The 23934-nt window shown below is 64.8% G+C and carries 22 protein-coding genes; 17 read left to right on the top strand and 5 right to left on the bottom strand.

Annotated features, from left to right (window positions below):
- Nucleotides 1-346: 346 nt before the first annotated feature.
- Nucleotides 347-2734 carry an endopeptidase La gene (gene lon, locus CXK94_RS16310; protein WP_102895116.1) on the bottom strand — a complete coding sequence of 796 codons (2388 nt, stop codon included), beginning with the start codon at nt 2732-2734 and terminating at the stop codon, nt 347-349.
- A gap of 118 nt (nt 2735-2852) precedes the next feature.
- Between lon and CXK94_RS16305 the strand changes: the two genes are divergently transcribed.
- The 9 genes from CXK94_RS16305 (at nt 2853) to CXK94_RS16275 (ending at nt 10892) form a co-directional block, all read left to right on the top strand.
- Entirely contained in the window at nt 2853-3608 is a 756-nt protein-coding gene (locus tag CXK94_RS16305; RefSeq protein WP_102895115.1) for an AraC family transcriptional regulator, read from the top strand.
- A 247-nt stretch (nt 3609-3855) separates the two neighbouring features.
- Nucleotides 3856-7017, top strand: a complete 3162-nt coding sequence (gene putA, locus CXK94_RS16300) for a bifunctional proline dehydrogenase/L-glutamate gamma-semialdehyde dehydrogenase PutA (protein WP_102895114.1) — start codon at nt 3856-3858, stop codon at nt 7015-7017.
- 272 nt (nt 7018-7289) lie between these two features.
- On the top strand, nt 7290-8774 hold the full coding sequence (putP, locus tag CXK94_RS16295) for a sodium/proline symporter PutP (RefSeq protein ID WP_102895113.1): 1485 nt from the start codon (nt 7290-7292) through the stop codon (nt 8772-8774).
- 149 nt (nt 8775-8923) lie between these two features.
- Nucleotides 8924-9103 carry a hypothetical protein gene (locus CXK94_RS16290; RefSeq protein WP_102895112.1) on the top strand — a complete coding sequence of 60 codons (180 nt, stop codon included), beginning with the start codon at nt 8924-8926 and terminating at the stop codon, nt 9101-9103.
- A complete protein-coding gene (locus CXK94_RS22455; protein WP_164838490.1) occupies nt 9103-9249 on the top strand; it encodes a hypothetical protein in 147 nt (48 codons plus the stop codon). The genes CXK94_RS16290 and CXK94_RS22455 overlap by 1 nt, the downstream gene beginning before the upstream one ends.
- A gap of 58 nt (nt 9250-9307) precedes the next feature.
- Nucleotides 9308-9679, top strand: coding sequence for a hypothetical protein (locus CXK94_RS22290; protein WP_146032313.1), 372 nt, complete (start codon nt 9308-9310; stop codon nt 9677-9679).
- Nucleotides 9680-9966: 287 nt separating this feature from the next.
- The gene (locus CXK94_RS16285) at nt 9967-10203 is read left to right on the top strand and encodes a type II toxin-antitoxin system ParD family antitoxin (protein ID WP_102895111.1); all 237 of its coding nucleotides are present in this window, start codon (nt 9967-9969) and stop codon (nt 10201-10203) included.
- Nucleotides 10200-10532, top strand: coding sequence for a type II toxin-antitoxin system RelE/ParE family toxin (locus CXK94_RS16280; RefSeq protein ID WP_102895110.1), 333 nt, complete (start codon nt 10200-10202; stop codon nt 10530-10532). Before CXK94_RS16285 ends, CXK94_RS16280 begins: the two co-directional genes overlap by 4 nt.
- Nucleotides 10533-10601: 69 nt before the next feature.
- A complete protein-coding gene (locus tag CXK94_RS16275; RefSeq protein ID WP_102895109.1) occupies nt 10602-10892 on the top strand; it encodes a helix-turn-helix domain-containing protein in 291 nt (96 codons plus the stop codon).
- Nucleotides 10893-11258: 366 nt separating this feature from the next.
- On the opposite strand, the gene CXK94_RS16270 is transcribed toward CXK94_RS16275, so the two are convergent.
- The 4 genes from CXK94_RS16270 to CXK94_RS16250 all read right to left on the bottom strand — a co-directional run bounded on the left by CXK94_RS16270 (nt 11259) and on the right by CXK94_RS16250 (nt 15488).
- On the bottom strand, nt 11259-12155 hold the full coding sequence (locus CXK94_RS16270) for a LysR family transcriptional regulator (RefSeq protein ID WP_102895108.1): 897 nt from the start codon (nt 12153-12155) through the stop codon (nt 11259-11261).
- A gap of 264 nt (nt 12156-12419) precedes the next feature.
- The gene (gene phbB, locus CXK94_RS16260; RefSeq protein ID WP_102895107.1) at nt 12420-13166 is read right to left on the bottom strand and encodes an acetoacetyl-CoA reductase; all 747 of its coding nucleotides are present in this window, start codon (nt 13164-13166) and stop codon (nt 12420-12422) included.
- A 10-nt stretch (nt 13167-13176) separates the two neighbouring features.
- Nucleotides 13177-13620 (bottom strand): phasin family protein, encoded by a 444-nt coding sequence (locus tag CXK94_RS16255; RefSeq protein WP_013721835.1) that lies wholly within the window; start codon nt 13618-13620, stop codon nt 13177-13179.
- Nucleotides 13621-13727: 107 nt separating this feature from the next.
- A complete protein-coding gene (locus CXK94_RS16250) occupies nt 13728-15488 on the bottom strand; it encodes a PHA/PHB synthase family protein (protein WP_102895106.1) in 1761 nt (586 codons plus the stop codon).
- 335 nt (nt 15489-15823) lie between these two features.
- Here CXK94_RS16250 and CXK94_RS16245 point away from each other — a divergent pair, with 335 nt between their 5' ends.
- From CXK94_RS16245 to CXK94_RS16210, 8 genes are all read left to right on the top strand, one after another.
- Nucleotides 15824-16432: a TetR/AcrR family transcriptional regulator gene (locus tag CXK94_RS16245; protein ID WP_004255154.1), complete on the top strand. Its 609-nt coding sequence runs from the start codon at nt 15824-15826 to the stop codon at nt 16430-16432.
- 187 nt (nt 16433-16619) lie between these two features.
- Entirely contained in the window at nt 16620-17045 is a 426-nt protein-coding gene (locus CXK94_RS16240) for a hypothetical protein (RefSeq protein WP_102895105.1), read from the top strand.
- A 27-nt stretch (nt 17046-17072) separates the two neighbouring features.
- Nucleotides 17073-18110, top strand: a complete 1038-nt coding sequence (gene hlyD, locus CXK94_RS16235; RefSeq protein ID WP_102895104.1) for a secretion protein HlyD — start codon at nt 17073-17075, stop codon at nt 18108-18110.
- Between the two features lies 1 nt (nt 18111).
- A complete protein-coding gene (locus CXK94_RS16230; RefSeq protein WP_102895103.1) occupies nt 18112-19884 on the top strand; it encodes an ATP-binding cassette domain-containing protein in 1773 nt (590 codons plus the stop codon).
- Nucleotides 19881-21050 carry an ABC transporter permease gene (locus CXK94_RS16225; protein ID WP_102895102.1) on the top strand — a complete coding sequence of 390 codons (1170 nt, stop codon included), beginning with the start codon at nt 19881-19883 and terminating at the stop codon, nt 21048-21050. The genes CXK94_RS16230 and CXK94_RS16225 overlap by 4 nt, the downstream gene beginning before the upstream one ends.
- Before the next feature lie 4 nt (nt 21051-21054).
- Nucleotides 21055-22173, top strand: coding sequence for an ABC transporter permease (locus CXK94_RS16220; RefSeq protein ID WP_010792190.1), 1119 nt, complete (start codon nt 21055-21057; stop codon nt 22171-22173).
- Complete coding sequence (locus CXK94_RS16215) at nt 22170-23708, top strand: efflux transporter outer membrane subunit (protein WP_023124374.1); 1539 nt, start codon at nt 22170-22172, stop codon at nt 23706-23708. The genes CXK94_RS16220 and CXK94_RS16215 overlap by 4 nt, the downstream gene beginning before the upstream one ends.
- Nucleotides 23709-23728: 20 nt before the next feature.
- Nucleotides 23729-23932, top strand: a complete 204-nt coding sequence (locus tag CXK94_RS16210; protein WP_010792188.1) for a YgaP family membrane protein — start codon at nt 23729-23731, stop codon at nt 23930-23932.
- Nucleotides 23933-23934 lie beyond the last annotated feature (2 nt).

Here is a 23934-nt window from a genome sequence, read left to right as displayed (position 1 = left end):
GATCGGCACCGGTCGGGATGGAGTGGGAAAGCATAGCCGCCCTTGAGGTGCAGGCCCAAGGGCGTGCAGTGATGCCGGCTATAGGCCTGCCGAAAAGCCCAAAAGCATCGCCCCGAGGTCGGGCCTCCCACAGGAGCAGTGATCTTCGTCGAACCCAGTGGGAGGCGCGCCCTGCGGCGATGCAGGCCGCGGGGCCTGCCATAGGCCCGAAGCTTGAAGCTTGAAGCTTGAAGCTTGAAAAGCATCGCCCCGAGGTCGGGCCTCCCACAGGAGCAGTGATTTTCGTCGAACCCAGTGGGAGGCGCGCCCTGCGGCGATGCAGGCCGCGAGGCCTGCCGTCACCCCTTCAGAACAGCACCTTGGCCACGTCGGCGAAACGCTTGGCGAAATGCACCGTCAGCCCTTCCTTCAGGTAGTCCGGCAATTCCTCGAAGTCGCCGCGGTTGGCTTCCGGCAGGATCAGCTCGAAGATCTTCTGCCGCCGCGCGGCGATCACCTTCTCGCGCACGCCGCCGATCGGCAGCACGTGGCCGGTGAGGGTCAGCTCGCCGGTCATCGCCACGCCCTTCTTCGGCGGCTGGTTGCGCGCCAGCGAGAGCAGCGCGCTGGCCATGGTGATGCCGGCGCTGGGGCCATCCTTGGGCGTCGCGCCTTCCGGGACGTGCAGGTGCACGAAGGCCTCGTCGAAGAATTCCGGGTCGCCCTTGAAGTCCTTCAGGTGCGAGCTGACGTAGCTGTAGGCGATCTCTGCCGATTCCTTCATCACCTCGCCGAGCTGGCCGGTGAGCTTGAAGCCACGGTTGAGGGTATGGATGCGCGTGGCCTCGATCGGCAGGGTGGCGCCGCCCATGCTGGTCCAGGCCAGCCCGGTGATCACGCCGACGCCGGAGAGTACCTGCTCGCTGCGGAACACCGGCTTACCCAGGTAGCCTTCCAGGTCCTTCGGGGTGATCTTCAGGCTGAGCGCCGGGTCTTCCAGCAGCTTGACCACCGCCTTGCGCACCAGCTTGCCGAGCTGTTTTTCCAGCTGCCGCACGCCGGCTTCGCGGGCGTAGCCTTCGGTCACCGCCTTCAGCGCGCCGTCGCTGATGCTCAGGCGCTCCCTGGGCACGCCGGTCTTGTCCAGCAGCTTGGGCCAGAGGTGGCGCCTGGCGATCGCCAGTTTCTCCTCGGCGATGTAACCGGACAGGCGGATCACCTCCATGCGGTCGAGCAGCGGGCCGGGGATCGAGTCCAGGGTGTTGGCGGTGCAGACGAACAGTACCTTGGACAGGTCCAGGCGCAGGTCCAGGTAGTGGTCGAGGAATTCGACGTTCTGCTCCGGATCGAGTGTCTCCAGCAGCGCCGAGGCCGGATCGCCCTGGTAGCTGGCGCCGAGCTTGTCGATCTCGTCGAGCATGATCACCGGGTTCATCACCTCGACGTCCTTGAGCGCCTGCACCAGCTTGCCGGGCAGCGCGCCGATGTAGGTGCGTCGGTGGCCCTTGATCTCCGCCTCGTCGCGCATGCCGCCCACGCTGAAGCGGTAGAACGGCCGGCCCAGCGACTCGGCGATGGATTTGCCGATGCTGGTCTTGCCCACGCCCGGCGGGCCGACCAGCAGCACGATGGAGCCGGCGATCTCGCCCTTGAAGGCACCGACCGCGAGGAATTCGAGGATGCGGTTCTTGATGTCGTCCAGGCCGGCGTGATGCTTGTCGAGTACCTTGCGCGCGCGCTTGAGGTCGAGCTTGTCCTTGCCGTACACGCCCCAGGGCAGGGCGGTGGCCCAGTCCAGGTAGTTGCGGGTGACGGCGTATTCCGGCGAGCCGGTCTCGAGGATCGACAGCTTGTTCAGTTCCTCGTCGATGCGCTTGTGCGCCGCCGGCGGCACCACCTTGCCTTCCAGGCGGGCGCGGAATTCGTCGGCGTCGGCGCTCTTGTCGTCCTTGGTGATGCCCAGTTCGCGCTGGATGATCTTCAACTGCTCCTTGAGGAAGAACTCGCGCTGGCGCTCGCCGATCTTGCGGTTGACCTCGCCGGTCAGCTCCTTCTGCAACTTGGCGACTTCCACTTCCTTGCGCAGCAGCGGCAGCACCTTTTCCATGCGCTTGAGCACCGGCACGGTATCGAGCACCTCCTGCAGCTCCACGCCCGGCGCGGTGGTCAGCGCGGCGGCGAAGTCGGTCAGCGGCGACGGGTCGTTGGGGCTGAAGCGGTTGAGGTAGTTCTTCAGCTCCTCGCTGTACAGCGGATTGAGCGGCAGCAGTTCCTTGATCGCATTGATCAGCGCCATGCCGTAGGCCTTCACCTCGTCGCGCGGATCGTCGTCGCTCTTGGGATAGTCCACCTCCACCAGATACGGCGGCTTGCGCCGCAGCCAGCCACGGATGCGCACCCGCGCCAGGCCCTGGGCGACGAACTGCAGCTTGCCGCCTTCCTGCGAGGCATGGTGCACGCGGACCATGGTGCCGTGCTCCGGCAGGCTGGCCGGGTCGAAGGTGGCCATGTCCAGCACCGGCGAGTCGACGAAGAACAGCGCCACGCGCTGGTGCGGCGTCTTGGCCACGCGCTCGAGGGTCTCGGCCCAGGGATCCTCGTTGACGATCACCGGCAGCACCTGCGCCGGGAAGAACGGCCGGTTGTGGATGGGGATGATGTAGAGCTTGTCCGGCTGCTGCTGGTCCGGCAGCACGAGCCCGTTGGCGGAAATGATTTCCTGCTCGAGATTGTCCTGGTTGACGTCGTCGTTCATGCGGCACCCGTTACGAATACGTGCAACTTAGATGGGTGGTGCGATGGATGATTTCAATCCCGCGGCGATGCGGGAGCCGGGGGTGGGCATGGGGGGCCGGCTTCGGTAGAGTGCCGTCATGCTCAATGCCCGTCTGCTCCGCCTGGATGACCAGGCCCACCAGCATGCCCACGATTATCACCAGTTGGTGATGTCGCTGGCTGGGCGCGCGGAGTTCGAAGTGGCGGGCTCCGGCGGCGAGGTCTGCCGGATGCGCGCCTGCCTGGTGCCGGGTGATGCCGACCATGGCTTCGCCGGCATGGGCGACAACCGCATGCTGATCATCGACCTGGACGAGCAGGATGCCTGCCTCGACGATCCGCAGCTGCTCGCCCGGCTGTTCGAGGCGCCGCGCTATCCGGCGCTGGATGCCGACTTCCAGAACCTGCTGGCCTATGCCGGTGCCGAACTCGCCCGCTACGGCAGCGATCCGCTGCTCGCCCGCGCGCTGGGCGGCGTGTTGCTGCGGGCACTGCACCTGCGGCTGTTCGGCGAATCGCAGCCACGCCCGGCCGGCCCGCTGGATCTGCAGCGGCTCGACAATCACATCCAGCACAACCTGGCACGGCGCATCACCGTTGCCGAGCTGGCCCAGGTCGCCTGCCTGAGCCCAGGACACTTCCATGCGCAATTCAAGGACAGTGTCGGCCTGACGCCCCATCAGTACATGCTCAAGACCCGCCTCGATCGCGCCGCCCGCCTGCTGCGCGAGACGCCGCTGCCGCTGGTACGCATCGCCGAGGAGTGCGGTTTTTCCAGCCAGAGCGCGCTGACCACCGCGACCCGCCGCTATCTGGGCCTGACGCCCAAGCGCTTGCGCGATACCGAGGGCTGAGCCCGGCCCGTTCTGGTGCGGGACCGGCGCAGGGCGCCCGAAGGCCGCCCCATCCTGGTGCGAGGCGCATTTCGTCCTCGAGTTTCGCAGCCTTTTGCAAAAACTCCGGAGTCTTTTGCAAGAACGGCGCGCTGCATAGCCCCTACATTCCGGCATCCGCTCAGCAACGATCCGCCCGGTGACGTCCCGCGCCCGGATCGATGGGCTAGACCTATTACAAACACACCCACACTGGAGGAGCGGCGCGATGTTCAAGGCCGGTCACGTGCTGGATGGCGCCTTCGCCAACCAGACAGCAGCAGAATTCTTTCCCGCCATCAGCGCCAACTACAGCGTTGACGAGGCGGCCTATCTCACCGAACTGCTGCAGCTGGCCGATCCAGGCGAGGCGGGTATCGCCGCGATTCGCGAGCGTGCCCGCAGCCTGATCGAGACCGTGCGCGGCCGCGAGAACGCCGTCGATACCCTCGATGCGCTGCTGCGTCAGTACAGCCTGGACACCCAGGAAGGGCTGATGCTGATGTGCCTGGCCGAGGCGCTGCTGCGGGTGCCGGATTCGGCCACCGCCGATGCGCTGATCCGCGACAAGCTCAACGCCGCCGAATGGGAGCGCCATCTCGGCCAGAGCGACAACGTGCTGGTCAATTTCGCCGCCTGGGGGCTGGTGATGACTGGCAAGGTGGTCGATCCGGAAACTGCCGATGGCCGCCCGAAGAACGTCATCGGCCGGCTGCTCAAGCGCTCCGGCGAGCCGGTGATCCGCGCCGCGATGAACCAGGCGATGAAGCTGATGGGCAAGCAGTTCGTGCTCGGCCGCAGCATCGCCGAGGCGCTGAAGAACGGCCGGCCCGAGCGCGAGAAGGGCTACACCTATTCCTTCGACATGCTCGGCGAGGCCGCACTGACCGCCGAGGATGCCGCCAAGTACATGGCCGACTATCGCCAGGCGGTGGAAACCGTGGGTGCCGAGCCGCAGGTCGGTCCCGGCCCGCGTCCGTCGGTGTCGATCAAGCTGTCGGCGCTGCATCCGCGTTATGAAGTCGCCCAGCGCGAACGCGTGCTCAGCGAGCTGTTCGCCAACGTCCGCGAACTGGCCATCCTGGCGCGCCAGCGCGACGTCGGCATCACCATCGACGCCGAGGAAGCCGATCGCCTGGAGCTGTCGCTGGAGCTGTACGAAAAGCTCATGCGTGACCCGGCGATCGCCGGCTGGGGCGAGTTCGGCCTGGTCATCCAGGCCTATTCCAAGCGCTGCCTGCCCGTGCTGGTGTGGCTGACGCTGCTCGGCCGCGAACTCGGTGCGCGCATCCCGCTGCGCCTGGTCAAGGGCGCCTACTGGGACAGCGAGATCAAGCAGTGCCAGGTGCAGGGGCTCGACGGCTACCCGGTGTTCACCCGCAAGGAGGGCACCGACACTTCCTACCTGGCCTGCGCCCGCTACCTGCTTTCCGAGCACACCCGCGGGGTGATCTACCCGCAGTTCGCCAGCCACAACGCGCACACCGTCAGCTGCATCCTGGCGATGGCCGAAGAGGCCGCCGAGCCGCGCGAATTCGAGTTCCAGCGCCTGCACGGCATGGGCGATGCGCTGTACGACACGGTGATCGAGACCTACCGCAAGAACGTGCGCATCTACGCCCCGGTCGGCGCCCACAAGGACCTGCTGCCCTACCTGGTGCGGCGCCTGCTGGAGAACGGCGCCAATTCGTCGTTCGTCCACCAGTTGGTCGACCCGCGCGTGCCGGTGGAGTCGCTGATCGACCATCCGGTCAGCCAGCTGCGCACCTTCGCCGCGCTGGGCAACCCGCGCATTCCGCTGCCGCCGGCGCTGTACGGCACCCGCAAGAACTCCCAAGGGATCAACATGAATATCCAGCAACAATGGAACGAACTGGCTAGCGCCTACCAACCCTTCCTCGACCGCCAGTGGCAGGCCGCACCGGTGATCGGCGGCCAGCGCCTGAGCGGCACCGCCAGCGATGTGCGTTGCCCCTATGAGCTGAACAAGGTCGTCGGCCGTGCGCAGTTCGCCACGGCCGAGCAGGCGCGTCAGGCCATCGATGCGCTGGCCGCCGCCTGGCCGCGCTGGAACGGAACGCCGGTGGAGCAGCGCGCGGCGATTCTCGAGCGCCTGGCCGAACTGCTCGAGCAGAACCGCGCCGAGCTGATGGCGCTGTGCACGGTGGAAGCCGGCAAGTCGCTGCAGGACGGCATCGACGAAGTGCGCGAGGCCGTGGACTTCTGCCGCTACTACGCGCAGCAGGCACGGCTGAAGCTCGGCCGCGAAGAGCTCAAGGGCCCGACCGGCGAGCGCAACGAGCTGTTCCATGAAGGCCGCGGCGTGTTCGTCTGTGTCAGCCCGTGGAACTTCCCGCTGGCCATCTACCTGGGCCAGATCAGCGCGGCGCTGGTCGCTGGTAACACCGTGCTGGCCAAGCCGGCCGAGCAGACCAGCCTGATCGCCGCGCGCGCGCTGGAGCTGATGTTCGAGGCCGGCCTGCCGAAGGAGGCGATCGCCTTCCTGCCCGGCGACGGTGCCACCCTGGGCGGTGTGTTCTGTCGCGACCCGCGAGTGGTCGGCGTGTGCTTCACCGGCTCGACCGACACCGCGCGCATCATCAACCGCCAGTTGGCGGAGAAGGAAGGCCCGATCGCCACGCTGATCGCCGAGACCGGCGGGCAGAACGCGATGATCGTCGATTCCACCGCGCTGCCCGAGCAGGTGATCAAGGATGCCGTCGGTTCCGCCTTCACCAGCGCCGGCCAGCGCTGTTCGGCGCTGCGCGTGCTCTACGTGCAGCGCGACATCGCCGACCGCGTGATCGATCTGCTCAAGGGCGCCATGGCCGAATTGAAGGTCGGGCCGACGCACCTGCGCGAGAACGATATCGGCCCGGTGATCGACCAGGAGGCGCGCGACGCGCTGCTGGCGCACATCGACCAGCTCAAGGGCGAGGGCCGCCTGATCGCCGAGGCCACGCTGCCGGAAGGGCTCGATGGCCATTTCGTCGCGCCGGTGGCCTTCGAGATCGGTGGCATCGAGGAACTCAGGAAGGAGCACTTCGGCCCGGTGCTGCACGTGGTGCGCTACGACGCGGAAGACCTGGAAAAGGTCGTCGCGGCGATCAACGCCACCGGCTACGGCCTGACCCTCGGCGTGCACAGCCGCAACGAGGAAACCGCCGAGCGTATCGAGCGGCTTGCGCGGGTCGGCAACCTCTACGTCAACCGCAACCAGATCGGCGCGGTGGTCGGCGTGCAGCCGTTCGGTGGCTGCGGGCTGTCCGGCACCGGACCGAAGGCCGGCGGGCCCAGCTACCTGCTGCGCTTCACCAACGAGCGCAGCACCTCGACCAATACCACGGCGGTGGGCGGCAACGCCTCGCTGCTGTCGCTCGGCGACGATTGAACCGTAGGGTGGAAAACTCGCGAAGCGATTTTCCACGCGCATGCAGCCACGCGCATAGCAGCGGGTTGGTGGATGGCTTCGGCCATCCACCCTACGGCTGTTTCGCTGCTGGACCAGAACAACAACCGGAACAGTTGGCGGACGCTCTTCCGCCACTGACGGGCCTGGCTTGGGCCTGTCGCAGGTGATGGCCTTTTTCGCCATCGCCCTCTGCCAAGGCGTCGCGCGGGCCACTCGCGTTGCGCCGAACAACAACTAACGAGGGATACACAATGAGCGTCAGTACACCCACGCTGATCACCTTTCTGATCTACATCGCGGCGATGATCCTGATCGGCTTCATCGCCTACCGCGCCACCAAGAACTTCTCCGACTACATCCTCGGCGGGCGCAGCCTCGGCAGCTTCGTCACCGCGCTGTCGGCGGGCGCCTCGGACATGAGCGGCTGGCTGCTGATGGGCCTGCCCGGGGCGGTGTTCGTCGCCGGCCTGTCGGAAAGCTGGATCGCCATCGGCCTGATCGTCGGCGCCTGGCTCAACTGGCTGTTCGTCGCCGGGCGGCTGCGGGTGCACACCGAGCACAACCACAACGCGCTGACCCTGCCGGACTACTTCTCGCACCGCTTCGAGGACCACAGCCGGCTGCTGCGGATCTTCTCGGCGCTGGTGATCCTGGTGTTCTTCACCATCTACTGCGCCTCGGGCGTGGTGGCCGGCGCGCGGCTGTTCGAGTCCACCTTCGGCGTGCCCTACGCATATGCACTGTGGATCGGCGCGGCGGCGACCATCCTCTACGTGTTCATCGGCGGCTTCCTGGCGGTGAGCTGGACCGACACCGTGCAGGCCACGCTGATGATCTTCGCGCTCTTGGTCACGCCGATGTTCGTCATCCTCGCGCTGGGCGACATGGACACGGCGATGGCCACCATCGCGGCGCAGAACCCGGCCAACTTCGACATGTTCCGCGGGCTGTCCTTCGTCGCGATCATCTCGCTGCTGGCCTGGGGCCTGGGCTACTTCGGCCAGCCGCACATCCTGGTGCGCTTCATGGCCGCCGACTCGATCAAGACCATTCCCAATGCGCGGCGCATCGGCATGACCTGGATGATCCTGACCCTGGCCGGCGCGGTGGCGGTGGGTTTCCTCGGCATCGCCTACTTCGCCGACCACCCGGAACTGGCCGGCGCGGTGAGCCAGAACGGCGAGCGGGTATTCATGGAACTGGTGAAGATCCTGTTCAACCCGTGGGTCGCCGGGATCATCCTCTCCGGGGTGCTGGCGGCGGTGATGAGCACTTTGAGTGCGCAGCTCTTGGTGAGCTCCAGCGCGCTGACCCAGGACTTCTACAAGGCGATGCTGCGCAAGAACGCCTCGCAGACCGAACTGGTCTGGGTCGGCCGGGCGATGGTGCTGCTGATCGCGCTGATCGCCATCGGCATCGCCTCCAACCCGGAAAGCAAGGTGCTGGGCCTGGTGTCCTACGCCTGGGCCGGCTTCGGTGCGGCGTTCGGACCGGTGGTGCTGATCTCGCTGCTGTGGAAGCGCATGACGCGCAACGGCGCGCTGGCGGGCATGCTGGTCGGAGCGATCACCGTGGTGGTGTGGAAGGAACTCATCGGCCTGGGGCTGTACGAGATCATCCCGGGCTTCATCCTCGCCAGCCTGGCCATCGTGGTGGTGAGCAAGCTGGGCGCCGAGCCGGCAGCGAGCATCGTCAAGCGCTTCGAGGAGGCCGACGCCGATTACCACGCCGGCTGAGCCTAGCCAGCGGCTCTCGCCACTGGCGTGAGCCGCATTGCCCGAGTAGGGAACGAGTCGTCTCGTCGGAAGTCAAATCAGTTGTCGAGTTGCGTCTTGCGCAGCTGGCTTATCGAGGCTTCGCCTTGCGGAAAATCAGGAGTATTCCGATGAGAGTCTTAACCGTGACGTTGATTGCCAGCGTACTGGCCCTGAGTGGTTGCAGCTTCAGTGCGCCGGGGATTCATGCCCGGGTCGGTGATGCCGATGCGGTGCGTGTCGATCTAGGTGGCTACGGCCACGGTGGCCACTTCTGTCCGCCCGGACATCGTATGAAAGGGAGCTGCTGATGATTGCCCGCGTTGCTGCGCTGGTGTTCGCAGCTCTTCTGGTAACCGGCTGCAGCCTGCGCCTGCCGGGTATCGGCATCGACATTGGTGATGTCGGCGGCCCTCCGCACTGCCCGCCGGGGCAGGCGAAGAAGGGCAACTGCTGACACGCCCCGCTCGGGTAAGGCCGGCAATGCCGGCCACACCTCTCAGGAGGGCATCCTCATGTCCCGAACTCCTATAATCCTTGCCGTCCTGGCCCTGCTTGGCGGCTGCACAGTCTATGGCCATGGCGATTATGGCTATCGCCATTCGCACTATTACAGCGGGTATCGAGACCGTCATTACGAGGTCTATCCGATTCGCTACTACCGCTATGAGCGCCACGACTACCGCCACTATGCACCGCCACCGCGCTACGACGGCGGCAAGCATGTGCCGCAGCATCGAGGTAAGGGCGCGTATCCGCCCAGGTACCACGGCGCCGGTCCCGCCCACAAGTACAAGGGGCAACAGCAGACGCCTCAGAAGATTTCCCGCAGAACGTATCACCAGGCGAAATCAAATGAAGGCCCACGCCATTGGCGGCGCGACTGACTGATGGATTAGCCAGCCTCCGGATGGATGACAGCGCGAACGGCGAGAAATGAAAAAGCCCTGTAGGAACAGGGCTTTTTCATTTGGGATATGGAGCGGGCGAAGGGAAACGGCCCTTTTGCTTTGTGTGTCGTTTCGGCTCAAAGCGTGTTGTTACGCGGTTTCGGGGCTGAACCGTCTGCTCGTTTCGGCGCAATTCGCACATTGTTTTCGATGCTTTATCGACACCGCGTTTAGCAACGCGCTAAAGTGGTTCTTGCCAATTTTTGCCAAACGGGGCTAGCCGCATGAGCACCATGAACATCTCCCTTCCCGATACGCTGAAGAGCTTCGTGGACGAACAAGTCAATCAGCGTGGCTACGGCACCAGTAGTGAATACGTCCGCGAATTGATCCGCAAGGACCAGGACCGCCAGCACCTTCGTGGTCTGCTATTGGCGGGAGCAGCCTCGGCTTCGACTGCTCCCGTTGATGCAGACTACTTCGAATCCCTACGTGATTGGGTTCGGAATGCTCGCGGATGAAGCAAAAGCCCGTCATCCCAAGAGCGCTAGCGCGCGAGGACGTCGATAGAGCGATTTCATACTACTTGGAGCGTGAGGCCGATAAGGCTGCGTTGGGGCTGATTGATGCGCTGGAGCGCGCCTATAAACAGCTCAGTCGACACCCAGAATCAGGCTCCAACCGCTACGCACATGAGCTGGATATTCCGGGGCTACGATCCTGGCAGCTCAAGCGGTATCCCTACGTGGTGTTCTACGTGGAATGTCCGAGCCACATTGAGATTTGGCGTGTTTTGCATGGAATGATCGATATCCCCTCATGGCTGCGGGATCTAGCTGAGGGTGTTTAGATCAGGAGGACCTGACAGCAGACGAGCGCAAGGTGCTCAAGCAAATCATCGAGCGGTGGAGTAATCACCATGAGCAAATTCTTCGAAGACCTTCTGGAAAGCGTCCAGCAGATGGACGAGATTCACCGTGGCGAACGTCAGGCCTCGCGGGAATTCGTCGTCGACTCGCTGCAGGTGAAGGATATCCGCAAGGCGACCGGGCTGACCCAGGCCAAGTTCGCAGCCATGATCGATGTTCAACTGGGTACGTTGCGTAATTGGGAACAAGGCCGACGCGAACCGACCGGACCGGCAAAGGCGCTGCTGCGCGCTATTCATAACGATCCGAAGCACGTCATCCAGGCGCTTTCGTCCATCTGATCACAGCCCGTACGGCTGGACCTTTTCGACACTTCTTCGACACCACCAAAAACCAGAAACGAAAAAGCCCTGTAAAAACAGGGCTTTAACGTTAGGTGTCTGGAGCGGGCGAAGGGAACAGCACCCGGTCGCTAACTCGTTTATTACGAACGTTTTTTCCGATCCAAGCGTCACGGAATGGACTCGATTGTGGACTCAAGTCTTCGGCCTGGTCAACGCAGGCCGTTGCGGGTGATCCAAAGCGAGCCAAGCACATCCATCAACAGCCAGAGCATCGGATTTCATACCGAAGTCTATCTGTCCACTGGCACATCACGCCACAGGCCGCTACGGACAGGTGAGCTGCGTCCTCAAAGGATTGACTCATCATCGACAGGCGCGGTCCCGCCCGCCTTTCGCCCGCTCGATGAACCGCTTCATGGGCTCCGAGGGTTCGCCCCGGCGGCGCAGCAGGTAGGTAGAGAGCACCGGTGGGCTGCCGGCCAAGGGACGAATGGAGATGTCCGGGCGCTGTAGCGTCTGCACCTGCGAGGCGATGGCGAAGCCGATGCCGTAGCCGGCACCGACCAGGGTCAGCATCACGCCCAGGCTGGTCACTTCATCGACCAGCTTGAGCGGCGTGCCTGCGTCCTGCAGCAGCGCTTGAATCTGATGGCGGCAGCCCGATCCCGATTCGGGATGGCACAGAACCAGCGGGAACTTCAGGGCTTCGGTCAGCGGCACCTGCACGTGTGCCAGCAAGGGGTGGCGTGCGGGCACGATCACCGACAGCGGATCGGTCCACACCGGCTCGGCGACGAGGCCATCATGTACCGCGTTTGACAACGCAAAGCCGATGTCCAGCAGATCGTCGTGCAACGTCTTGAGCTGCTGCGCGAACGGCAGCTCGAAGACGCGAATCTCCATCTCGGGCTCCTCCTCGCGGCTGCGTGCCAGCAAGGTGGCGATGCGGGGCTGCGCCAGGCCGTCGCAGATCGCGATGCGCAGATGGCCCTGGTAGCCCTGTGCCGCCGCCTTGGCACTCTTGACTGCCTGCTCCACGGTGGCCATCACGCGTCGGCATTCGCCTAGGAACACCTGGCCGGCCCAGGTCAGCCGCGTCAGGCGGGTGCTGCGGTCGAACAACTGCACGCCAAGCTGGCTTTCCAGGTCGCGCATTGCTCGCGATACGGGAGATTGCTCGATCCCGAGACGCTCGGCCGCGCGGGCGAGATGCAGCTCTTCCGCGACTGCAACGAAATAGCGTAGCAATCTAGGCTCCAAGGCAGCCTCCCATCGGCCCTTTCCACCAGGTCTTGGTACGGGCCAGCCACCAAGCGATGGGGATGTCAATCAGGATCAGGGTGACGACGCCTGCTAAACGTGCGGTCAACCGGAGGGCTTGCAGATCACTATCCGTCAGCACGCAAACACCCTTGTGTCAATGCGCATGCTTCGTGTCCGAGCACCCGAGTGTGTAAAGGATGCTCTTCGGTGAACTGCCCAAGCGAATGGTCCAGACTTTCATGCCGCAGGCCCCTCGACTACTCAATACATATGCTGGCCGCCGTTCATCGCCACGTTGCTGCCGGTCATAAAGGCGGCGGCTTCGCTGGCGATGAAGGCGACAAGTGCCGCAATCTCGTCCGGCTGGCCCAGACGGCCAACCGGAATCGCATCGATGATCTTCTGGCGCATGTCCTCCCGCACCGCCATCACCATCTCGGTGGCCAGATAACCCGGCGACACGGTGTTGACCGTCACACCCTTGCGCGCGACCTCCTGCGCCAGCGCCTTCGTGAACCCGTGCACGCCGGCTTTGGCCGCCGAATAATTGGTCTGCCCGAACTGGCCCTTGCTGCCGTTGATCGACGAGATGTTGACGATGCGACCCCAGCCGCGCTCGACCATCGGATCGATGAATGGCTTGGTGACGTTGAACATGGAGTCCAGGTTGGTGCGCAGTACGGCATCCCAACCGGCCTTGTCGAGCTTGCGCAGCGTTGCATCGCGGGTGATGCCGGCGTTGTTCACCAGGATGTCGATCCGATGACCGTCGGCGTGGATGCGCCGCGCCATTTCCTGCGTTGATTCGTAGTTCGATACATCCACCCCGTAGGCAGCAAATTTGTAGCCCTGTGTCGCTTGCGCTTGCTGCCACTGGCCAATCGTGGTGTTGCCGGGGGTATGCGTGACGATCACGCGGTGGCCGGCATCGTACAGGGCACGGGCGATCGCAGCGCCCAACCCCCGGTTGCCTCCCGTCACCAGCGCCGTCCGTTGCGTCGTATTCATTGCCGTCCCCTCATTTCTTGGTCTTGCCCTGGGGTACGGCGCTTGGGGCGGTCCAGGGCTGGGTCCAGCGCTGGCAAAGCTGCGTGAAAGAGGCTGCGTCGCCACTCGCGCCGAATGCCTCGGAGACAGACTCCTGCCAAGTCGTGAGCGCCTGGCGCAGTCCATTGGCAAAGGCCGTCTGGCTCTTGGCTGCTACTTGCCCGACCGCTTGGGCATCGCCCATGCGGCCTTGGCACAGACGCCAGAACACTTCGGACGGCAAGGTCGCGAGCGCTTGCCAGTCGGCCGCCTGTTGGAGGCCCTGGATGCGCGAGGTGGTCTCCAGCACGCTGCCAGCGCTGAGCTGTTGCATGACTTCGAGCCAGTGATGGCTGCTCTCCTGCAGCAAGCGCGTGATCTGCAGTTGCAGCTCGGCATTGGCTTTGTAGAGATGGATTGGCAGTTCGTTGCTCATTGCAGTGCCCTTCGGTCATGGTGGGCCCCCTTCGGGGCGGGTGTGGGCCATCTTTAGTGATGTCCCTTTGAAATGGTCTGGCCTTATCTCAGCTTCAGCGCGTCGTATCAGCGCATTGCCACATAGGTTCCCGGTGCATCACCAAGCGGTCCCTGCGTGCCGCCCATTGCAGGCGGCGCCACACGCTCGGTCGAACGCCGCGCCAGCCACTGCTGCCAGGCTGGCCACCAGGAGCCCTCGTTCAGCGGGGTTTCGGTACGCCACGTTTGCGGATCGACGTAGCGAGCGCCAACGCTGCGGGTCGCAATCTGGTAGCTGCGCCGGGGGTGCCCTGGCTCACTGACCACACCGGCGTTGTGCCCGCCGCTGGTCAGTACGAAGGTCAGTTCCGCATCACTGAGCAGATGCATCTTGTACACGGATGGCCAGGGGGCGACGTGGTCGCGCACCGTGCCGACGATGAGCATCGGCACTTCGATGTCGGCGATCGCCACTGGCCGTCCGCCGACCTGGTAGCGTCCCTCGGCCAGATCGTTGTTCAGATACAAACGCCGCAGGTACTCGCTGTGCATGCGATACGGCATGCGCGTCACGTCGGCATTCCAGGCCATCAGATCATTGAACTCCTGCCGTTCGCCCAGCAGGTACTCGCGCACGCGGCGCGACCAGATCAGGTCGCGCGAGTTGAGCATCTGGAAAGAGGCGGCCATCTGCTTGCCGTCGAGATAGCCCTTGTCCCACATCCCGGCTTCCAGCCAGGCAAGTTGACTGTCGTCGATGAAAAGCGCGATTTCGCCCGACTCGCGGAAGTCGGTCTCCGACGCCAGCAGCGTCAAACTGCGCAGCCGTTCGTCGCCATCGCGCGCCATCGCGGCTGCGGCGATCGTCAGCAAGGTGCCGCCCAGGCAATAGCCAACCGCCTGCACCTTGCGCTCGGGCACGATGGCCGTGACCGCGTCCAGTGCATCCATGACCCCCAGCCATCGGTAATCCTCGAGGCCGAGGTCGCGATCGGCCGCGGTCGGGTTCTTCCAGGAAAGGATGAACACCGTATGCCCCTGGTCGACCAGGTACTTCACCATGGAGTTGTGCGGTGACAGGTCGAGGATGTAGTACTTCATGATCCAGGAGGGCACGATCAGCACCGGCTCGGCATACACATCGGGGGTCGTGGGTGTGTACTGGATCAGCTCGATCAGGTGGTTGCGAAACACCACCTTTCCTGGTGTGACCGCCACGTCCTGGCCGACTTTGAAGCCTTCGACCCCGGCCGGTTCATCGTCAAGCGCAAGACGCTGTGTATCGTCGAGGAAGTTCATCGCGCCGCGCCACAGGTTGGCGCCGCCGCTGGTTCTGATGGCTTCCAGCACTTCCGGGTTGGTCCAGATGAAATTCGATGGCGACCACATGTCCAGCCACTGCCGCCCAGCGAAAGTGACCATGTTCTCGTGATGGCGCGACACGCCGCGCACGCCGGTGGTGGCGTTGTGCCACCACTGCTGCTGCAGCAAAAAGCCCTGGTGGATCACGTTGAACGGCCATTGCTGCCAGGCCGGCGCCTCGAAGCGCCGATCCTGCTCCAACGGCTCGATGCACGTGGGGCAGCCGTGGGCACTTGCAGCGTGCGCGACGTAGCGCGCCAAGCGTCGCTGCTTGTGCAATCCCTTTTCGATCAGGCTGCGCTGCTTGCCCGGTGAAAGGCTCAGGTGCAGCGCCCAGTCGTACCAAGCCAGCAAACCCGCCGCCGGTGACAACCCGCCAGTGCCGCGTGCCCGGCACGCGTTCGCAAGCGTATCAAGGACATCGGGGCGACAGACGACTTCGGACGGTGCCGGCGCGGGCTTGTCAGGTATGGCAAGGGTGTTCATCTCTGGCCTTCCGATGTTGTAAGTAACTTATTACTATCATAATGCCTACGGGAAAAGATGCAAAGCCTTGAAGAACGCCCGGGGGATTTCCGCCTTCGCTCGAACGAAACCGCTTCTCTTGCTCTGAATGGGGTGGCCGACCTGCCGACCGATTACTCATGATGTGCCAGAGGAGTGTGTTCGCTACCTGGGTCTCGTCAGCTCACTTGGCCACGATCCATGGATGGGGCAGGAACCATCCTTTCCCATGCGATGAACCGTATTCCCGATCTTGCGACGCGGATGTATTGCATGTTAGGATAGTAATAAGTCACTTACTTTATGGAGTCTGATCGGTGAGCGAACGTCCTCAACATCTGTCCGCTGAAGAGCGGCGTGCTGCCACAGTGCAAGCGGTGGTGGACTTGGCCGCGGAGCAAAACCCGGCCGAAATCACGACCACGGCCATCGCCGATCGAATGGGTTTGACGCAGGGCGCGCTGTTTCGCCACTTCCCCACCAAGGACGCGATCCTGGAGGCAACGATGACCTGGGTCGGTGAGCGTCTGCTGGTGCGCGTGGACAAGGCGGCCGAGGGCGCCGCGTCTCCTGCCGCGGCACTCGAAGCCATGTTCATGACGCACATCGACTTCGTGGCCAAGCATCCCGGCGTGCCGCGCATGCTGTTCGGAGAACTGCAACGCTCTGGCGAGACGCTCGCCAAGCGGATGGTGCAGACCTTGCTCCGTCAATACGAACAGCGCCTGCGCCGCCTGATGGAGGCAGGCAAGGCCCAAGGCGACCTGGATGCGGATCTGGACGTAGATGCCGCCGCCGTGTTGTTCATCGGCACGATCCAGGGACTGGTCATGCAGTCGCTGTTGGCCGGCAAGGTCAGTCGCATCCGTCGTGATGCGCCAGCCGTGTTTGCCATCTATCTCCGTGGCATCACGCACACCCGATGAAACGCCTTCCATCCTGCCGCCACGCAGTTGCCCGGTCGGCCGAGAGGCACACCACGGTCATGCGATCGCGTTGCGCCTCCAGCGCGAATCCGCGTCATTCAACACTCAGCCCGACCGCCCGGCGGAACGCACACGCACACCGCGACGACGGCGAAGGCTTGGGAGTTTCCGCGATCAAGTAAAGGCCATGAAGATGACCACTCATCCACAACGCAGCATCTGGCACTGGCTGATCTCCCCGCTCGCGATCGGCTTCGGCCTGCTCACTCTTCGGGAGGGCGGCGCCGTTCTGTTTGTCGACGGCGCGGCGCGCCAAGCCGCCGGCCACTATGTGCCTTTCGTGCTCTGGTTCAATTTTCTGGCCGGGTTCGCCTACATCGTCGCCGGCGTCGGCTTGTGGATGCGCCGGCGCTGGGCCGCGTGGTTGGCGATTGTCATCACGGTGGCGACCGCACTCGTGTTCCTCGCTTTCGGAGTGCATGTGGCTCTGGGTGGCGCCTGGGAGCGACGCACGGTGGTCGCCATGACGCTGCGCACGTTGGTGTGGGCTGGCATAGCGGCCATCGCCTGGCGCCGGTCAGCGGCGAATGCGCCGGTCGCACGCGAGCACTGAGCACCTTTATCCAGCGGAAACCCATCGATGAAAACTCCAAACCTCCTCTTCAAGAAAACCCGTTGGGTCGTGATCGCCGTCGTCGTGCTCGCTCTTGGCGGCGCACTGGCGTTCTGGCTGTCGCGCGACCATGGACAACAAGATGCATTGCGCCTCTACGGCAACGTCGACATCCGCGAGGTGCAACTGGCCTTCCGTCAGCCCGGGCGCGTGATGCAAATGGCTTTCGATGAGGGCGATGCCGTCAGCGCGGGCGCGCGCCTGGCGGCGCTTGACGCGCAACCCTATCGGGAAGCACTTGCGGCAGCACAGGCCCAGGTGCAGGTGGCGCAGGCGGAACTGGCCAAGCTGCGCCGCGGCCTGCGACCGCAGGAAATCACCCAGGCGCGCGAAGCCCTCAGGCAGGCCCAGGCGCTCGCCACCGAGACCGAGCGCAATTTCCAGCGCCAGAGTGGCCTGCTGGCATCGGGCGCCAGCAGCCAGCGCACGGTCGATGCCGCCCGCACGGCGCGCGACCAGGCAACCGCTGGCGTCGAAGCGGCCAAGGCGGCCCTGTCGCAAGCATCCGAAGGTTTTCGCAAGGAAGACATCGCCGCGGCAGAAGCTCGCCTTGCGGCCGCACAGGCCGCCGCAGCGCAAGCCACGACAGCCTTGGCGGACACCGAGTTGATGGCGCCCAGTAGCGGCACCGTCATCGCACGAGTGCGGGAGCCCGGCAGCATGGTCGCAAGCCAGAGCGCGGTCTACAGCCTGAGCCTGGACAAGCCGGTTTACGTGCGCGCCTACGTGGGCGAGTCGGACTTGGGGCGCATCGCGCCCGGTACTGTGGTGCGCGTCAAAAGCGATTCATCAGAGAAGGTCTATCGCGGCCAGATCGGCTTCATCTCGCCGCGCGCCGAGTTCACCCCCAAGACGGTGGAGACGACGGATTTGCGCACGGATCTGGTCTACCGCCTGCGCATCGTCATCGACGAAGCCGACAGCGACAGTGCCTTGCGCCAGGGCATGCCGGTGACGATCGAGGTCGATGCGAAAGCCGGCACCAGTATCCCGGGGGGGCGTTGAGATGCAGGCAAGCCCTGCCATCGCCGCCGTGCCTGCGGGTGCGGGCGAAGACGCTGCCGTCGTCATCGAAGACGTGGACAAGCATTTCGGCGACGTAAAGGCGCTGCGGGGCTTGAGCGCGCGCATCCACTATGGGCGGCTGACGGGTCTGGTCGGCCCCGACGGCGCTGGCAAGACGACGCTGATGCGGATTCTGACCGGCCTCCTGGTGCCGAACGCCGGCCACGTCACCTTGGCAGGCTTTGACGTGGTCAAGGACAACGACGCCATTCATGTCGCCAGTGGCTACATGCCGCAACGCTTTGGCCTGTACGAAGACCTGTCGGTGATGGAGAACATGCGCCTGTATGCGCAGTTGCGCGGTATGGATGCGGACCGCAACGCCGATCTGTTTGCCGAGCTGCTGGACTTCACGCGGCTCGGACCCTTCACCAAGCGCCTGGCCGGCAAGCTCTCCGGCGGCATGAAGCAGAAGCTGGGCCTTGCCTGTGCGCTCATGGCGCGGCCGAAGGTGCTGCTGCTGGACGAGCCGGGCGTGGGTGTCGACCCGGTCAGCCGCCAGGACTTGTGGCGCATGGTGCAGGCGCTGACCGATGACGGCATGGCCGTGGTCTGGTCCACCGCCTATCTCGACGAAGCCGAGCGCTGCGAGAGCGTGCTGCTGCTGAACCAAGGGCAGCTCCTGTTCGATGGCCCGCCGCAGGAGCTGACCGCGCAGCTTGAAGGCCGCAGTTTCCGTCTGGAAGACGTCGGTGCCGAGCGCCGAGCGGTCCTGACCCAGGCACTCGACCTGCCCAGCGTGAGCGATGGCGTGATCCAGGGCGCCGGCGTGCGCGTGGTGTTGCGCGAGGGCGCCGAGGCGGAGCAGCTCCAGGCCCTGTCCGATCAGGCGCGAGTGGAGCTGGCGCAGGTGCCCGCGCGCTTCGAAGACGCCTTCATCGATCTGCTCGGTGGCGGCCCCGGCGGCACTTCGACGCTGGCCGAGCGTCTGCCGCCGGTTGAGCTGGGTTCCGACATTGCCGTGTCGTGCCGAAACCTCACCAAGCGCTTCGGCGAGTTCACCGCCACCGACAACGTCAGCTTCGAGGTGCAAAAGGGCGAAATCTTCGGTCTGCTCGGCCCCAACGGCGCGGGCAAGTCCACCACCTTCAAGATGTTGTGCGGCCTGTTGAAACCCACTGCTGGCGAAGCGCATGTGGTGGGCCATGATCTGCGCCGCGCCACCGGCGCAGCCAAGAGCCGGCTCGGCTACATGGCGCAGAAGTTTTCGCTCTACGGCCTGCTCTCGGTGCAGCAGAACCTGGAATTCTCGGCCGGCGTCTACGGACTGGAAGGCAACACCCGGCGCGAGCGCATTGCCGAGATGATCGAAACCTTCGATCTGGGCGACTGGCTGTCCGCCACGCCCGATTCCCTGCCGCTGGGCCACAAGCAGCGCCTGGCATTGGCTTGTTCGCTGATGCACCGGCCGCCCGTACTGTTCCTGGATGAACCCACTTCGGGCGTGGACCCGATCACCCGGCGTGAATTCTGGACCCACATCAACGGACTGGCCCGCAAGGGCGTGACCATCATGGTCACCACCCACTTCATGGACGAGGCCGAATACTGCGACCGCGTAGCCATGCTCTCGCGTGCGCAACTGATCGCGCTGGATACGCCCGACGCGCTCAAACGTTCGGCGGTCAGCCCCGAACGACCCGACCCGACGATGGAGGACGCCTTCATTCATCTGGTGGAGTCGTCAGACCGTGAGCTGGAGGCCGCCACATGAACGGCGCCACAATGCACAAAGACGGGAGTGGCCCCCTGCAGACCGACTTGCGCCGTTTTGATCTGCGGCGCTTGATCGCTCTGGTGACCAAGGAAAGCTACCAGGCGCTGCGCGACCCATCGACGCTGCTGATCGCGTTCGTGCTGCCGGTGGTGTTGCTGCTGCTGTTCGCCTATGCGGTGTCGCTGGATGCGAAGGATGTCCGTGTCGGCGTGGTCCTGGAGTCACCCGGCGCATCGGCACAGTCGCTGGCCGCAGCGTTTTCGGGCACCCGCTTCCTGGATACGCACTTCGCTCATGACCGACGCGAAGTGGCCGACCAACTGGTCTCAGGCGACCTGCGCGGCTACGTGGTGATCCCGCAAGATATCGAGCAGCGTCTGGCCCTCCGTGGCAGCGAGCCGCTGGTGCAGATCGTCACCGATGGCTCCTACCCCAATACCGCCAACTACGTCGAGAACTACGCCCGTGGCGTGGTCCAGTCCTGGCGTGCCGGACTGGACGTCGGAGCACCAGCGCAGTCCATCATGCTGGAGCCGCGCTACTGGTTCAACCCCGAGCTGGAAAGCCGACGCGCACTGATTCCCGGCGCCATCGCCATCGTCATGACCATCATCGGCACCATGCTGACTGCACTGGTGGTGGCGCGTGAATGGGAGCGCGGCACCATGGAGGCAGTGCTGTCCACGCCGGCCTCGGTGGCCGAAATCCTGATCGGCAAGCTGCTACCGTACTTCGTGCTCGGCATGCTGTCCACGCTGGGCGCAGCGGCGCTGGCGGTGTTCGTGTTCGGCGTCCCGATGCGCGGCTCTTTGCTGTCCCTGTTGCTCTTGTCGGCGGTGTTCATGGTGCCGGCGCTGGGTCAGGGTCTGCTGATTTCCTCATTGGCACGCAACCAGTTCCTGGCCGCGCAGATCGCGCTGTTCACGGGCTTCCTGCCAGCTTTCATGTTGTCGGGGTTTCTATATGAGATCGACGCTATGCCGGCACCGATCCGCGCCATCACCCGGCTGGTTCCGGCGCGTTACTTCGTCGATTCGCTGAAGACGGTGTTCCTGGCCGGCGACATCTGGGCCGTGTTCCTGCCCAACCTGGCGGCCATGGCGGCGATCGGGGTGCTGTTCTTCGTGATCGCCAAGCGCGCCACGCGCAAGAACCTGGAGTGACGCGATGTTGACTTCCGCATTCTCGTTCACCCGCCTGCGCGCCCAGTTCATCAAGGAAGTACTCAGCGTCCTGCGCGACCCGCGCAGCCGCATGGTGGTGTTCGTGCCGCCGATCCTGCAGTTGCTGGTGTTTGCCTTTGCCGCGACGCTGGAAGTGCGCAACGTCGATATCGCCGTCTACGATCAGGATGCGGGGCGGTGGTCGCACGAGTTGGTACAGCGCCTGGACAGCGCCCGCTTCATCACCCACGTCCGGCATGTCGACAGCCAGCAGCAGCTGCACGAGCTGATCGACCGTGGCGAGGTGATCGCCGCGCTCGCCATCCCGGTGGATTTTTCGCGCTCCATCGCCGCCGGCGAAAGTGGCCGCGCGCAGGTACTGGTCGATGGCCGGCGCAGCAACTCCGGGCAGATCACCGTGGCCTATCTGTCCACCATCGCCGCCGATGTCGGCGCCGAGGTCGTGCCCGACGCGCAAGCGCCAACGCCGGTCGTCGTGCGCCACTGGTTCAACCCGAATCTGGTCTACCGCTGGTTCATCGTGCCCGGCCTGACGGGCATCCTGGCGCTGTTCAGCTCGCTCTTGATCACCTCGTTGTCGATCGCGCGCGAGCGCGAGCTGGGCACCTTCGACCAGTTGCTGGTGTCGCCCACCTCGACGCCCGAGATCATCATCTCCAAGTCGCTGCCGGCACTCGCAATTGGCACCGGGCTGGGCCTGTTCATGATCAGCGCGGGCGTCTTCCTGTTCGGCATCCCGTTTACGGGCTCGTTTGCACTCCTGCTTGCCAGCCTGGTGCTGTTCATCGCCTCGGTGGTCGGCATCGGTCTGATGATTTCCGCGGTCAGCATGACGCAGCAGCAGGCCATCCTGGGAGCGTTCGCCATCGGCGTGCCGGCGGTGCTGATGTCCGGCTTTGCGACGCCTGTGGAAAACATGCCTGTCGTCCTGCAATGGCTGGCTCAGGCCATCCCACTGACCCATTTCCTCATCATCGTCGAAGGCAGCTTTCTCAAGGCCATGCCGCCCGGTGACATTCTCGCCAGCCTGTGGCCGCTGGCGGTCATCGCCCTCGCCACGCTGACCATGGCCACCGTATTCGTCCGAGGACGCCTGCAATGAAATCCAAGCCCCGCACTCCCTTTCTTCGCGCAACCGTCACCGGCCTGACCCCTGGGCGCGCGCGTCCGCTCGTGCTGGCCCTGTCCTGCGTGCTGCTGACTGCCTGCGCAAGCGTGGGCCCCGACTACCGCGAGCCGCCGCCGGTCGACGTCGGCAGCGGCTGGAGCTTGCCGTTGGCAAGCGAATCCCAGTCCGCAGACTTGAGCCAATGGTGGTCTGCACTGGACGATCCCATCCTCGATCGCCTGATGGCCACGGCGCTGGCACAGAACCTGGATCTGCGCCACGCTGCGGCACGCATCGATGAGGCACGCGCCCTGCGCGATCGTGTGGCCGGCGAGGCATTGCCCACCGCCGCCGCTGGCGCGAGCGTCAACCGGCGCCGTCAAAGCGAGAACGGACCCCTGCCCGTAGGTTCGATCCCCGGCCTTGACGCCACGCAGACCATCTACGACGCGGGCTTCGACGCGGCCTGGGAGGCCGACTTGTTCGGGGCCAAGCGGCGGGCGCTGGAAGGCGCCAGCGCCCGCCTGCAGGCGACCGAAGCCGAGGCGCAGGGCATACGCATGCGCATCGTGGCCGAGGTCGCGCGCACTTGGTTCACCGCCGTCGGCGCCCGCTACGAGTTGCACGCACAACAGGCCACACTGGATACGCTGCAGCAGACCTTGGAATTGGTGCGCCTGCGGCATGCGCTGGGCGACGCGTCGGCCGCCGACGTGGAGGCGGCGTACGCCCAATGGACAGCAGTCAACGCGCTCATCCCGGATATCCAGGCGCGTCAGCGCGCCGCGATACTCAGCCTGGGCGTGCTGCTGGGCGCGCCGCCGGAGCGGGAGCTGGCACTGCTGGATGGCCCCTTGACGCCGAGCACGCTGCGGGCGCTGCCGGTGGGCGAGCGCGCAGAGATGCTGCGCCGGCGCCCGGACGTGCTGGCTGCGGAACGTCACCTGGCAGCGAGTTCCGCCGACATCGGCGTGGCCACGGCCGAGTTGTTCCCCAAACTCTCCATCGGTGTCGGCGGCGGGTTCCAAGCGCTCAGTACGGGCGATTGGTTCGATGCATCCAGCTCGCGTTTTTCCATCCTGCCGCTGATTTCCTGGCGCCTGTTCGACGGTGGCCGTGTGCGAGCCGAAATTCGGGCACGCGAGGCGGCCGAGCGACAGGCCGCGCTGGCCTATGAGCAGGCCGTGCTGGCGGCGCTGGGCGATGCCGAGCGCGCGCTTGGCGACTACCACGGCGGGCTGGACACACTGGAGCGCCGCGGTATGGCACTGGATGCCGCGCGCACCAGCTACGGCCACGCCAAGGCGCGCTACGCGGCGGGCGACATTGCGCTGGTCGAACTGCTGGCTGCCCAGCGCAGTCTGCACGAGGCCGAAACCGCAGCCGCACGCGCGCATACCAACGCCGCCGTGCAACTGGTGGCGCTGTACAAGGCCCTTGGTGGTGGCTGGGACGTATCCACGACGGCATCGACCGCAACCCATCCGCTGCGGGGCGCTGCCGCCCCCGTCGCGTTTTCAAGCCGCTGATTCAACACAAGGAGACCGTCATGCAAATCAACGTTGGAAATCTCGACCGCATTGTGCGCATCGTCATCGGACTGATTTTGCTCAGTCTCCCATTGTGGCTGGACTCATCCTGGCGTTGGCTGGGACTCATTGGAATCATGCCACTCCTCACCGGCCTGGCAGGCCGCTGTCCTGGCTATCGCCTGCTTGGCCTCAGCACTTGCCCGATGCGAAAACCCGAGTGAAC

This window comes from Stutzerimonas stutzeri (genome assembly GCF_002890915.1).
In the GTDB taxonomy this organism is placed as follows: Bacteria; Pseudomonadota; Gammaproteobacteria; order Pseudomonadales; family Pseudomonadaceae; genus Stutzerimonas; species Stutzerimonas stutzeri_AF.
This window is presented reverse-complemented; position numbering and strand designations above follow the sequence as displayed.

Bases quoted from the DNA above. Each gene is read 5' to 3' on its own strand.
- CXK94_RS16250 (WP_102895106.1), bottom strand. From the start codon at position 15,488: ATGAACACCCTTGCCATACCTGACAAGCCCGCGCCGGCACCGTCCGAA.
- CXK94_RS16230 (WP_102895103.1), top strand. From the start codon at position 18,112: ATGCAGGCAAGCCCTGCCATCGCCGCCGTGCCTGCGGGTGCGGGCGAA.
- phbB (WP_102895107.1), bottom strand. From the start codon at position 13,166: ATGAATACGACGCAACGGACGGCGCTGGTGACGGGAGGCAACCGGGGG.
- CXK94_RS16215 (WP_023124374.1), top strand. From the start codon at position 22,170: ATGAAATCCAAGCCCCGCACTCCCTTTCTTCGCGCAACCGTCACCGGC.
- putP (WP_102895113.1), top strand. From the start codon at position 7,290: ATGAGCGTCAGTACACCCACGCTGATCACCTTTCTGATCTACATCGCG.
- lon (WP_102895116.1), bottom strand. From the start codon at position 2,734: ATGAACGACGACGTCAACCAGGACAATCTCGAGCAGGAAATCATTTCC.
- CXK94_RS16305 (WP_102895115.1), top strand. From the start codon at position 2,853: ATGCTCAATGCCCGTCTGCTCCGCCTGGATGACCAGGCCCACCAGCAT.
- hlyD (WP_102895104.1), top strand. From the start codon at position 17,073: ATGAAAACTCCAAACCTCCTCTTCAAGAAAACCCGTTGGGTCGTGATC.
- CXK94_RS16210 (WP_010792188.1), top strand. From the start codon at position 23,729: ATGCAAATCAACGTTGGAAATCTCGACCGCATTGTGCGCATCGTCATC.
- CXK94_RS16290 (WP_102895112.1), top strand. From the start codon at position 8,924: ATGAGAGTCTTAACCGTGACGTTGATTGCCAGCGTACTGGCCCTGAGT.
- CXK94_RS16225 (WP_102895102.1), top strand. From the start codon at position 19,881: ATGAACGGCGCCACAATGCACAAAGACGGGAGTGGCCCCCTGCAGACC.
- CXK94_RS16255 (WP_013721835.1), bottom strand. From the start codon at position 13,620: ATGAGCAACGAACTGCCAATCCATCTCTACAAAGCCAATGCCGAGCTG.
- CXK94_RS16220 (WP_010792190.1), top strand. From the start codon at position 21,055: ATGTTGACTTCCGCATTCTCGTTCACCCGCCTGCGCGCCCAGTTCATC.
- putA (WP_102895114.1), top strand. From the start codon at position 3,856: ATGTTCAAGGCCGGTCACGTGCTGGATGGCGCCTTCGCCAACCAGACA.
- CXK94_RS16280 (WP_102895110.1), top strand. From the start codon at position 10,200: ATGAAGCAAAAGCCCGTCATCCCAAGAGCGCTAGCGCGCGAGGACGTC.
- CXK94_RS22455 (WP_164838490.1), top strand. From the start codon at position 9,103: ATGATTGCCCGCGTTGCTGCGCTGGTGTTCGCAGCTCTTCTGGTAACC.
- CXK94_RS22290 (WP_146032313.1), top strand. From the start codon at position 9,308: ATGTCCCGAACTCCTATAATCCTTGCCGTCCTGGCCCTGCTTGGCGGC.
- CXK94_RS16285 (WP_102895111.1), top strand. From the start codon at position 9,967: ATGAGCACCATGAACATCTCCCTTCCCGATACGCTGAAGAGCTTCGTG.
- CXK94_RS16275 (WP_102895109.1), top strand. From the start codon at position 10,602: ATGAGCAAATTCTTCGAAGACCTTCTGGAAAGCGTCCAGCAGATGGAC.
- CXK94_RS16240 (WP_102895105.1), top strand. From the start codon at position 16,620: ATGAAGATGACCACTCATCCACAACGCAGCATCTGGCACTGGCTGATC.